This is a genomic window from Acidobacteriota bacterium (assembly GCA_028874215.1).
GTDB lineage: Bacteria > Acidobacteriota > UBA6911 > RPQK01 > JAJDTT01 > JAJDTT01.
This window is the reverse complement of record JAPPLF010000112.1, coordinates 1-11596: the sequence shown is the minus strand read 5'-3', so window position 1 is coordinate 11596 and position 11596 is coordinate 1. Positions and strand designations below refer to the sequence as shown.

Annotated in this window: 11 protein-coding genes; all 11 read right to left on the bottom strand. The window is 66.4% G+C overall.

Annotation, left to right across the window (positions count from 1 at the left end):
- Nucleotides 1-64: 64 nt before the first annotated feature.
- Nucleotides 65-307 carry a hypothetical protein gene (locus OXT71_23075; GenBank protein ID MDE2929283.1) on the bottom strand — a complete coding sequence of 81 codons (243 nt, stop codon included), beginning with the start codon at nt 305-307 and terminating at the stop codon, nt 65-67.
- A 66-nt stretch (nt 308-373) separates the two neighbouring features.
- The gene (locus tag OXT71_23070; protein ID MDE2929282.1) at nt 374-2812 is read right to left on the bottom strand and encodes a DUF1549 domain-containing protein; all 2439 of its coding nucleotides are present in this window, start codon (nt 2810-2812) and stop codon (nt 374-376) included.
- A 68-nt stretch (nt 2813-2880) separates the two neighbouring features.
- A complete protein-coding gene (locus tag OXT71_23065; protein ID MDE2929281.1) occupies nt 2881-4146 on the bottom strand; it encodes a hypothetical protein in 1266 nt (421 codons plus the stop codon).
- Between the two features lie 4 nt (nt 4147-4150).
- The gene (locus tag OXT71_23060) at nt 4151-5152 is read right to left on the bottom strand and encodes a Gfo/Idh/MocA family oxidoreductase (GenBank protein MDE2929280.1); all 1002 of its coding nucleotides are present in this window, start codon (nt 5150-5152) and stop codon (nt 4151-4153) included.
- Nucleotides 5149-6324 (bottom strand): DegT/DnrJ/EryC1/StrS family aminotransferase, encoded by a 1176-nt coding sequence (locus tag OXT71_23055; GenBank protein ID MDE2929279.1) that lies wholly within the window; start codon nt 6322-6324, stop codon nt 5149-5151. Before OXT71_23055 ends, OXT71_23060 begins: the two co-directional genes overlap by 4 nt.
- Nucleotides 6324-7211, bottom strand: a complete 888-nt coding sequence (locus OXT71_23050; GenBank protein ID MDE2929278.1) for a polysaccharide deacetylase family protein — start codon at nt 7209-7211, stop codon at nt 6324-6326. Before OXT71_23050 ends, OXT71_23055 begins: the two co-directional genes overlap by 1 nt.
- 54 nt (nt 7212-7265) lie before the next feature.
- Complete coding sequence (locus OXT71_23045) at nt 7266-8039, bottom strand: Sir2 family NAD-dependent protein deacetylase (protein MDE2929277.1); 774 nt, start codon at nt 8037-8039, stop codon at nt 7266-7268.
- Between the two features lie 14 nt (nt 8040-8053).
- The gene (gene truB, locus OXT71_23040) at nt 8054-8992 is read right to left on the bottom strand and encodes a tRNA pseudouridine(55) synthase TruB (GenBank protein MDE2929276.1); all 939 of its coding nucleotides are present in this window, start codon (nt 8990-8992) and stop codon (nt 8054-8056) included.
- Nucleotides 8989-9987, bottom strand: a complete 999-nt coding sequence (locus OXT71_23035) for a bifunctional oligoribonuclease/PAP phosphatase NrnA (protein MDE2929275.1) — start codon at nt 9985-9987, stop codon at nt 8989-8991. Before OXT71_23035 ends, truB begins: the two co-directional genes overlap by 4 nt.
- Nucleotides 9988-10126: 139 nt before the next feature.
- Nucleotides 10127-10747, bottom strand: coding sequence for a hypothetical protein (locus OXT71_23030; protein ID MDE2929274.1), 621 nt, complete (start codon nt 10745-10747; stop codon nt 10127-10129).
- Nucleotides 10738-11596, bottom strand: an 859-nt coding sequence (locus OXT71_23025; GenBank protein ID MDE2929273.1) for a ferrous iron transporter B, incomplete at its 5' end; no start/stop codon positions are given. The genes OXT71_23025 and OXT71_23030, both read right to left, overlap by 10 nt.

Genomic DNA, 11596 nt, shown 5'->3' with positions numbered 1-11596 from the left:
GTGGTAGAAGGCGGCGTCCGGGCTCTTGTGTCGTGCGGTTCGGGCCATGGCTACGATACTCGGTTCAACCGACTCGGGCACGATGGGGCGTCGGTTCACGTCCCTGATGAAAACAACGACTCAGAACCAAGAACGGCGAAGAAAACTTGAGAAAACCGGCAATTCTCGGGATTCCCGAAGTGACCGAGAAATCCGACCAAGTGACCACCTCGAAGTCCAGGAAAAACAGACTGTCCCCTTTTTCTGCTTTTTCTTCAATCTGGCCAAGCGGCGTTTCTTCAAAGAACGAAACTGTCCCCTTTTTCATGGCGAAGCGGGGGCTTGGCCGATTACCTGGCGAAGCGGCGGGCCGGCGGGTAGGTAAGGCAGAACTTCAGCGAATGGTCTGAAACTCGGGCGAGAGGAACAGGGCCCAGAGCAGGTCTTCCACCCCTTCCGCGTCCAGTGCTCCCCCGGGCCGGGGATTCCCCAACAGCGAGAGGGCCAGCTTCCGCTCCGAACCGGATGGATCCCGCGCCAGGCAGTAGCGGTAGAGCCAGGTGACCAGCTCGTCCTCCGACTCGACGCCCGGAGCTCGGGCAACGGGAGGATCGCCTTCTTCCCGGACCAGGCGATCCCGGTCCGGCTCACGGTCGAAAACGAAGAAACGGACGCTGGGGTGGATGTCGCTCCCCAGGCTTTTCTCGTCCACCCCTACAACGGCCCGGAAACGAGTGAATCCCCTCCCGTCCAGAGGAAAGACCAGCTCACCGGGCAGTCCGGTGACGAGCGCCTCGGAATATGCATGGGGGGTCCTGTCGGCGACCGTGCGGGTTGTCCCGTCCTCCGCCGTGATTCGCCGGGTCGTCCGCTCAACGAATCGGACGGGACGTTGCTGGAAGCCTCCTTCACCCTGGATGCGGTGCAACGGCGCCGCTCCCTCCGGACCCGCGAGTTCGGCGTCAGCCCAGGCCACTCGCACGCGTGAGGGATCGTAGGAATCCATATCGACCGCCAGAAGCCGCAACTCGCGGAACTCCTCGATGTCGACGTCGACCTCCACCTTGCCCCATCTGACGTTTCCGCTGTCGAAATGATTCCGGGGCGCCGGGCGGAGCTGCCCGGCCAATCTGGCGGCTCCCCGGTGGATCAACCGGTTCAACTCGTCTCCAAACGAGAGCTCCAGGGCCTGCAGGGTGCTGGATTCGTGGTTGCGCGCCGTCACCACCTGGTCCCGTATGGGGCGTCCCAGTGACCGGGTCAGGGGGCTGGACTTGAATCTCCAGGCACGGCTGGGACGGCCCGCGTCGCCCGACGCGGAGCTCAGGATCTTCCACTCGCCGGTCACCGAGGAGACACCGTCCAGGAACTGCTCCGCGGTCAGGCGTCTGGGAACCGGTCCCCCAAAAGCGGAGGCCGCCCCTTCCACCGGCGAGTCCTGGACCGGCGGCATCTGGTAGGTCCGTGACGTCAGGATCTGAACCAGCAACCGCCTGAGGTCGTGGCCGTTCTCCACGAAGTCCCAGGCCAGCCAGTCCAGGAGATCGGGGGACCAGGCGGCGCTTTCCGGATCGTCCATCTCCGGGACCAGACCGCGGCCCAGCAGGCGGTCCCAGATGCGGTTCACCAGGGTACGGGCGAAGCGGCCGTTGCGTGGCGAGGTGAAGAGCTCCGCCGCCTGCCGCCGACGCTGCTCCAGGCCGCCGGCGGAAACTGTCCCCAACTCGGGAAAGATGAACCGGGGGGAAGCCGTCCGTCCCAGCGGGGCGTCGCAGCGCACCAGCTCCAGTTTCTCCTCGGCGAAGAGACTGGCGAGGCCGTAGCTGTCGGACAACTTCCAGCGGTCCACGAAGCTGTCGTGGCAGGAGGCGCACTTCAGGTTGACGCCCAGGAAGACATGGGCGCTGTTTTGCGCCGCCTGCATGGATCGTCTCTGGCTGGCGCTGATCTCGCCCCGCCAGTTGACGCCGACCAGGAAACCCCGGGGATCGTCCTCGGCGGCCGGGTTCAGGAGCGACTGCACCAACCGGTCGTAGGGCAGATTCTCCTGCAGCGCCTTGTACAACCATTCCGATACGGATTCGCGCTCCCCGTGGTAGCGGACTCCTTCGTCGTTTCGCAGCAGGTCGTTCCAGTAGCTCATCCAGTGCTCGGCGTAGCGGTCCGAATCCTCCAGCAACGCTCGGATCCGCCGTTCCCGCTTATCTTCTTCCTCTTCCCAGAGGAAGCTCTCGATTTCCCGGGGGGAAGGCAGGAGCCCCCACAGATCCAGGTGGACCCGCCTCAGGAAGACCCGGTCCGGGACCGGCTGGGCAAAGGGTTTCCCCTGAGCGGAGAGGAACGCGGCCACGAAGCGGTCGATGGGATTGGTGAGGTGCGCCGGCTCTTCCGGGATCCGGGGCCAACGGGGCGCGAGCCGGGGCGTTGCTGCCGAAGGCGGCTGATCGGTGGGCCACCTCGCTCCCTGGTCGATCCACCTCCGCAGGAGAGCCAGTTCCTGCGGGGACAAGGGTTCTTTTCGGAAGGGCATCCGGGGTTCCTGGATTCCGCTGACCCGTCGGAAAAGGAGGCTGTCCCCACTTGATCCGGGCACCAGGGCCGGTCCGCTGGCGCCCCCCTTCAAGACGTCGGTCAGGGTCTGGAGAGAGAGCCCGCCCTGCAGCAACCGGGCATTGTGGCAGGAGTGGCACCGGTCATGGAAGACGGACTGGACCTGGATGGCATCTTCGGACGAACCGGACTGGCCCATGGACGGGACCTGGATCAAGGAAGCCACGGCCAGGACGACGACACCGCAAGGCCAGTTTCCGATTCGCGTCCTTGAAATCCGCATTTCCCAGGATGAGTCTACACCTCCCGCCGGGTTTGTTGGATAGGCCCGATCACCGCCGGGAGGAACTGCTATGCGCTCCCGTGCGAGACCCGTTCCAGGCTTCGGGTCAGCGACTGCTCCAGGAGGCGGTAGTAGTGGGGGAAGCGGCCCACGGCCTCCTGGAAGAGCTGCCGCAGATCCGGGTCCTGTGGAGTCCGTGAGGAGAGGTCCGCCATGAACTCCATGGCTTCCGCCTGAACCGGATCCACCTCGATCTCCAGCCGGCGGAGGCACTCCGCTGGACCCAGTCCGCCCTCTTCCAGAATGGCCCGGATGCTGCTGAATATGCCGTGATTCAGTCTGCGCGCCCACTTCAGCTCGATGGCCATGAGCTCCTGGACCTCGAAGTGCCGGGGGGCATTGACGTAGAAATGGTAGCGGCCGGCCCGGATCCGCACGAAGCGCACGTTTTCGATCAGGGTGGAGAGGGGATCGGAGACCATGGCCGTCAGGCTCCGCTTCAACACGCCGGGGTCCGACGTGGGCGGAAGCGGCAGGTGGCGCACCGATTCCCGCACCGGATCGCGCAACTCGGTGAAGGCCGTAAACAGGAAATCCTCGAATTCGCCGAGACGCCCCGGGTCGCCCAACTCCCGCGTCTCGTATTGGCTGTCGACCTGGTGCAGGACCGCCTCCACGGCCGCCTTGGCGTGTCCCGCTTCATGGAGCCAGCCCAGCCCCCGGCGCTTGCCGGAGAGATTGCGCCTCGCCAGCAGGGAGGCCGCCGACAGCATGGGAGGCGCGAAGTAGTGCCAGCAACGGGAGTGGAGCGGGTATTTGGGCTCGAATCGGCCCAGGTTGATGGGGGGATCGATGCCCTGGATGTAGGGAGAGTAGTAGCCCAGGAAACGGCTGAGGTGGTAGTGCTCGTCCAACAGGTCGAAGGGGCGGCGGCGGATCCGGCGGACCAATTCCCGATACCACTCCCCTTCTCCCCACCAGACGGACCAGGCGGCGTACTCGGGGTTGTGGAAGCGGCCGTCCATGGCCTCCCCGACGGTGAGGCCGGCCCCGGCGGTGTGCTCGTTGATCCGGTTCCATTCCGGGTGCTCACGGACCATCTCCAGGTGGATCTCCCCGACCGCGCGATCCACCTCGACCCAGTCTTCGGCCGAGGTCCCGTCGTCGCAGATGACTCGAAAGTCCAGGTCGCTCAGGCCCGGGACCAGGTCTTCCTTCTGCCACTTGGCCACCAGGGCGACCAGACGGGGCGTCCGCCGGCGCAGTCCGTCCCCGAGGGTCCGGCTGACCGACTCGAAATCGGAGCGGAGTTGTTCCAGCGTCGAGTTGTCCACGGGTTCAGTCCAGCTCCGTCCAGGCGCCCTGCCGGGCGGAACGGAAGACGGCGTCCATGATTCGAGTGGCCTGGAGGCCTTCCGGGCCGTCGAAGCGGGGCGGGCGGTCTTCCAATATGGACCGGGCGAAGTCGTCCACCACGGGGCCGTGGGCATTTTCCGGGTTGGGCACGGGCCGCTGCCGGATGTCGCGCCCCGCCGTGATGGTCACCGTCTCGCCGTCGCACGGATGGAGGGTGATTTTGGCGTCGGTGCCCACCAGGTGGATCTCGTCGGTCCAGGTCCGGCTGTTCCAGTTGAAGGAGACGGTGCCGGCCGGACCGTCTTCCCATTCCAGAAGCGCGGTGACCGAATCCTCAGCCGAATATCCGTGGGTCAGGGTCAGGACCCGGGACACCAGCTTGCCGGGCGGGCCCATCCACCAGGCCAGCAGGTCCAGCCGATGACAACCCACGTCGCTGAGCACTCCCCCGCCCGACATGGAAGGATTGATCCGCCAATCCGCGGCCTCCCCACCCCGACCCGGGTACCAACTGTGCAGCGCGATCCGGATCAGGACCAACTCTCCCAGTTCGCCCCGGTCCAGCATCTCCTTGACCAGTTGGAAGCGGGGCCAGAAGCGGCGATAGTAGGCCACCGACAACCTGCGGCCCCGGTCCCGGGCGACCCGGCACATCTCCCGGGCCTGCCGGAGATCCATGGCCATGGGTTTTTCCACCAGGACGTCCTTGCCCGCCTTCAGGGCCGCGATGGCCTGGGGGGCGTGCAGAAAGACCGGCGTCGCCAGGTAGACGGCGTCGACGGAATCGTCCTCCAGCATCTCCTCGAAGCGGACCTGGACCGCCTGGGGCGCAAGCGTCCTCAAGTCCGGCGCCCGGCCCTCCGGGTCCCGGCTGACCAGGCTGCGCAAGATACTGCCGGGTTGCGACCGGATCGCGGCGGCGAGCCGCTTTCGAGCCAGGTCTCCGGCCCCCACCAGGGCCCAGCGAACCTTGCGCGCCGTCATGCGGTTTCCAGGAGACTCTGTTTCAGGGCCCAGGCCAGGTAGGCGCAGTCCTCGTTCGTGGTCTGGGGAAACAGGGGCAGGCTGAAGACCTGATTGCCGGCCAGCGCCGCCGCGGGACAGCCGGCCGCGGCCTCGCCGTAGCCCCGCCGCGCCATGACGTCCCAGTTCCAGACCGGCGGGTAGTGGATGCCGCAACTCACCCGGTACTTCTGCTTGAGAGTCCCCAGAAAAGCGTCCCGGCCGAAAGGCACCCGGTCGGTGTCCAAGCGGCACACATAGAGGTGGCACCCGTGTCCGGGCTCGATCCCGGCGGGACGGATGATCTCCTCCACCCCTTCCAATTGCCGCTGCATCTCGCGGAAGACCTCGAGGCGGCGGGCCACCACCTGGTCGATCTTCCTGAGTTGCGAGATTCCCACCGCCGCCTGGACCTTGGTCATCCGGTAGTTGAATCCAACGGTGACCACACGGCTCTCCTTGCCGTAAACATAGCCGAAGGTCTTCATCCGGCGGACGCTCTCGGCGAACTCGTCGTCGTCCGTCGTCACGGCGCCCCCTTCCCCCAGGGTCGTCATGTTCTTGTTGGACTGGAAGCTGTAGCAACTGGCCTGTCCGAAGCCGCCGATGGGCCGTCCTTGCCACTTGGTGGAGACGGCGTGGGCGGCGTCGTAGACCACGGCCACTCCGGTTTCGCGCGTGAGGCGCTCGAACGCGCCGCAGTCGGCGGCCAGGCCGGCGAAGTGTACGGGGATCACGGCCCGGGTCCGGTCGGTCATGCGGCGGCGCGCCTGGACCGGATCCAGGCAGAGGGTGTCGGGGTCCACGTCGGCCAGGACCACTTCGGCGCCCCGGGCCAGTGCGCAGGTGGCGGTGCAGACGAAGGTGAGGGGGGTGGTGATCACCTCGTCTCCGGGACCCACGCCCAGCGCCATCATGCAGAGATCCAGGGCGGTGCCGCAACTGTTGACCGCCACCGCATGGTCCGCCCCCTCGTGGCGGGCGAAGGCGTTCTGAAAATCCCCCTCCTCGGGGAGGGGGAAGAAGCTGCCGCCGGCACCCGCCGCCGCTTGAATCACCTCCAGGGCGGCCTGGACGTCGTCCTGGTCGTAGAGACCGCCCATGGATCCGAAGGGGATCTCTCGAATGGGATAGGAGGATTGCCCGGCACCCATCAGTGGACCTCTTGTCCGGTTCCGGCGGCGCGCCGGTGAGCCCTGGCCGCCGCGCCGATGGTCGAGGGAGTCAGCTCGATTGCCTTCTGCTCCGCCAGTTGTCCAAAGTCGCGGATCATCTGTTGCAGGGTGTGCCGGCGAAAATCCGCGGGGTCCGAATAGTCGAAGATGTTGTGGGTCAGGACCACCAACGTCCGGACCAGGCCGGGAGGCCGGGCCTGCTCCCTCGACAGGACCTTTTCGATCATGTAGCGGTGATTCTTGGCGTCGAACAGTTCCACCCGGAGGTCCTGGGGATGCCCTCCGGACCAGAGCATGGAGTCGGGATCGGTGGTGACGGGGACCTCCACCAGCCGCATGTCTCCCTCCAGGAGCCGGTTCGCGCGGTGAGTCGAGTGGACGCTCAGGGGAGCGTTGACCCAGTTGCTCCGGAGCCCGGGCATGTTTCGTCCCGGCATGGAATGGGAGCAACTGGTGAATCCCAGGTTCTCGGTCACCGGGAAAGTGGAGTCGTTCGCCGAACAGTTCCCGGTTCGAAAGGTCTCGGGGACAAATCCGACCGCGTCGGCAAACTGATCCAGGGCTCGGCGGTACATGGCGTACTGTTCCTCGGCCGTATAGGCGCCGCAATAGTCCTGGTGCCCCTCCTCCTGGGGATGGAAGTGAAGGCCGATCTGGAACCCGGCGCCGGCCAGCTCCCGCAGGAGCGAGGGATAGGCCCGGGCGTCTCCCGGAACCACGAACAGGGTGCCGGCGCAACCGCTCGCCAGCAACAGGTCGCAAAAACCCCGAAGAGAGCGAATGCCCAACGCGGTGTTGTCGATGGCCTCCTGGGTGGCCTCGCAGTCGATGGTCCAACAGACGTGGATGGGGTCGTGAGAGTGCATGGGAGAATTCCGGCGCCGGGGCCGCGTCAGTCTATTACGGCGGGAAAGAGAGGATCAAGAGAGGCGCGCCAGCCGCTCGGCCAGCGCCGGCAGGATCCGGTTGACGTCCGCTTCGACCTTCAGATCGGCGATGTGATCGTGCGCGGTTTCGCCTCGATTGATGATGGCGTAGAAGGCGCCTCCCTGCCGGGCCGCCCGGGGCACCGAGGCCGCCGGTTCCACTTCCAGCGTGGATCCGATGGAACAGACCACCTGGGCTCGGGCGGCCGCCTCAAAAGCCGACGCCAATTTGTCCCGGGGCATGGCTTGGCCGAAGGAGACGGTCGCCGGCTTCAGGTAACCGCCGCAGGAACAGCGGGGTGGATCGCCGGTTCGGGCGAACTCCGAATAGACGGGGTCCGGGTCTTGCCGGAGGCCGCAGCCGGTGCACTCCACCATCCGATTGGTTCCGTGCAACTCGATGACTCTTCCCGGGGGATGTCCGGCCAACTGGTGAAGGCCGTCGATGTTCTGTGTGACCACGGCATTGAGACGCCCCTGCCGGTCCAGGCGCGACAACGCACGATGGGCCGCGTTGGGCCTGGCGTCCCGGAACCCCTCCCAGCCCTCCAGCTTGTACTGCCAGTGCCGGACCCGGGCCTCACGGGAATTCAGGAACTCCTGGTAGTAGACCGGCGTCCATTTCTTCCAGACGCCCTGGGGTCCCCGGAAGTCGGGGATCCCGGATCCCGTGGAGATGCCCGCTCCCGTGAAGACCAGGAAGCGCGGCCGCCCGCGCAGCCTTTCCACCAGCGGCGCCAATTCCGGAAAGGTCCCTTTCACCGGCATCCCTCTCGATCTCCTTACAGCGGGTCCAGGACGATTGAAGGTTGAATCGTCGCGGCGTCCGTTTCTCCGAGGGCCACCAGGCGGCCTCCGTGCAAGATCCGGCACCAGCCGCCGGGGAGAGGCGGATCGACAACAACCTGTCCCCCGTGCCGGACCCGCTTCGCTTCGGGATCCTCCAACTCGACCTGGGGAAGCTCCGGAAGCAGCGCGTCCAGGGGAAAATGGGCGCGCTCCCATTCCTCCCCCATCCGTTCGGGCGATACCGCCCGGGACAGGTCGAAGGAGCCGGAGCGAGTCCGTCTCAGACTCTCCAGAAAAGCCCCGCAGCCGATCGCTTCGCCCAGGTCGTGAGCCAGGGATCGGATGTAGGTTCCGGCGGAACAGTGAACCTGGAGCGTCCACTCCTCCCTGCCCCGTTCCAACAACTCGATTCCATGAATCCTGACATGGCGGAGGGGAGGCTCTCCCTGCTGCTTGCGCCGGGCCAATTCGTAGAGCCGCCGGCCCCCGACCCGAACGGCCGAGTAGAGCGGCGGACGCTGGGGGATCTCGCCCACGAATCGATCCAACAACTCCCGAACCTCCCGGGTCGAGAGGTCGGGAACGGGACCTTCCCGGACCACCGCTCCCTCCCGGTCATAGGTTTCGGTGGCCCTCCCCAGACCGATTCCGGCCAGGTACTCCTTGTCCTGGTTCTGGTAGAAACGGCTCAGCCGAGTCGCCTTTCCCAGGACCAGGGGAAGGACCCCGGTCGCCAGGGGATCCAGGGTGCCGGTGTGCCCCGCCCGGGTCCCGAGCGAGCGCCGCGCCGATTCCACGACGTCATGGGAGGTGGGGCCCTCCGGCTTGTCGACGACCAGGACACCGTCCGGGGCGGGACCGCGCGGGCCGCCTCGAGAGCGGCCGGCGGCATTGCTTGCGGCCCTGCGCCGCCGGGTCCGCCGTCTGCTCAAGATGCCGGGAATCCCTGGTCAACCGGATCCAAGAGCTGCTCCAGGCGGCCCAGGACTTCCGTGGCCACATGGCCCGTGTCTCCCTCCATTCTCAGGCCGGCCGCATTTCGGTGCCCTCCACCACCCAATCGGGACGCCACGATCCCTACGTCGTAGTCTCCCTTGGAACGCAGGCTGACCCGAACCTGACCGTCCCTGTCCTGGCGGACCAAGGCCGCCATCCGGATGCCCTCCAGACCCAGGGCATAGTTCACGAGACCCTCAGCGTCCTCTTCGGTGGCTCCGGCTTCGGCCAACATGGATTGCGACAGGTAGATCGACGCGATCCTCCCGGAGGGATGGATCTCCAAAGTGTCCAGGACCTTGACCAGCAGACCCACCCGGGATCGCGGCTGGTTCATGTAGACCTGCTGGGCGATCCAGCCCGGGTCCGCCCCCGCTTCGGTCAGGCGGGCAGCCGTGTGGAAGGTCCCGGCATGAGTGCTGGAAAACCGAAACGAGCCGGTGTCGGTCAGAATCGCCACATAGAGATTGGTGGCGATTTCGGGCGTGACGGCCACCTCCAGTTCCAACAGGAGCCGGTACACCATTTCGGCGACGGCCGCGGCTCCCGAGTCCACCCAGTTGAACGTCCCGAACGGTTCGGTGCGAGCATGGTGATCGATGTTGACCACCGGATAGCGATCCAGGTTCCGGACCCCGGGGCGGTTCAGGTCGTTGCACTCCAGGACGTAGACGGCGTCCCAATTCCCTTCCAACCGGTCGACGGTCCGAACTCGTTCGGCGCCTGGGAGCCAGCGGTAGACCCGCGGCACGCGATCGGCGTTGACGATGGTGACCGTCTTTCCAAGAGCTTCCAGGGCCAGTCCCAATCCCAGCTCCGACCCGATGGAATCCCCGTCGGGGCGAGCGTGAGAAGTGACGGCGAAGCGATGGTGATCCCGGGTGAAGCGGACGATTTCCTCGAGCATGGCGCCGTGCCTGCGTCGCGACACACCGAATCCGTGAGTTCGGTGCGCCGCACCAGGAGTGCGGGGAGAGCATACCAGCCCTTGGCAAAACAGGCCCAGCTCTTGGCAGGCGAAGGCTGCGAACGACGCCGGATCGGTCAACGCTGAGTTCCCGGACAGGCTCCTAGTCCCGAACCTCGCCGACAGACGGCCCGTCTGCCGCTGGAACAGGTCGGCGCGGGGGATGCCGGTGCGGTTGGCCGTCGATTGCATCGGCGAGCGAGCGCCAAGCCTGAGGAACGGTCTGCGGCGGCAGTCGCTCGGAAGGCCGTTTCCATTGGCGCAGAATGGCGCGACGATACTCCAGACCGCAGCGCGCGAGCGCCCACTCCTCATAGTCCGCGATGCGCCGAATGGCGGCGACGGTCAAGTCAACCGGTACGCGGGGCGACGGAGGCGCCTGTGCAGCCGGGATCATGTCGGGCCTCCAAATGGGCTCCCGGACCATCTCCAACGGCAGCCAAAGGGGGTGAAACTCGTAGCGGTTGAGGAAGACGCCGCCCTTGTGCAGCGTTCCGTACAGGAGGCCGAAACCCCACACCATGAGGATGTCGCCGTCGGACAGCGTGAGCGTATAGCAGCTCGATCCTGCTGCTCCTTCGGGCGGCCGTCTCTTGAGGAAGCCCGCTTCGAGCAGGAGGTTGCCTTCCGGACGCTCGATGTCCCGGCCCCAGTTCCAGCACTGCCGGTGCAGCAGTTTTTGCCCCTTGCGCCGGTGGGCGCCGATGATCGGGCTCACAGCCATGCGCCGCCCCACGCCAGCAAAGCGCTGAACCCGGTGGCTGCCACAGCCTGCCGACCCACCAACCGCAACGCGAATCCGCGACCCTGCTCGCGCGCAATCGTCAAACAGGTGACCAGGCAAGGCAGCAGCACGCCGGCCAGGTAGACGGCCGTCAACAGTTGGACGGCGCTGAGGCTTGCGGCGACGCCCGGCTCCGCCAGCAGCAGGATGCCGTCCTTGCGCACGCTCGCCAAGACCACCGCCAGGGCCGCTTCCGAGGGCAATCGAAAGGCGGCCATCGCCGGCTCGACGACGGCCGACGCAGCTTGCAGCGCGCCCAGCCAATGCAACAGGGAAGCCGCGGCTGTGATCAGAAAGAAGATCGGCAAGGCCCTGCGAAAGAACTCCCCAACAACGCCCTGCGCCTCAAGCCGGACGGCGCTCGGGCGCGGCCAAGTCAAGAATACCCGGCCCTCCGTCAACAGCACATTGAAGGGAGAACGAGCCGCCGGCGGCGCGCTGAGGCGGGAGTAGGCGAGAGTCGTAACGCCGAGATAGAGCAGGTAGAGTACGATCAACCCGGGTCGTCCCGCCGCGGCGAAGACCGCCAGCGTGGCTCCCAACTGATACGAACAGGCCGAACCGAAAGCGATGGCCGAGACGCATACGCCGCGCGAGCAAGCCGACGACGATCGCGCGCTGATGACGGCGGGCACGTTGCAGCCGAAACCCATCACGACGCGCGCCAACTCCCGGCCCGTCATGCCGAACGGCCGCAGCCACGGATTCATGGCGGTTGTCAGGCGATCCAGCAAGCCGCTCGCCTTGTACGCACCCATCAGCAGCGCATGGAGCACGACCACCGGAGTC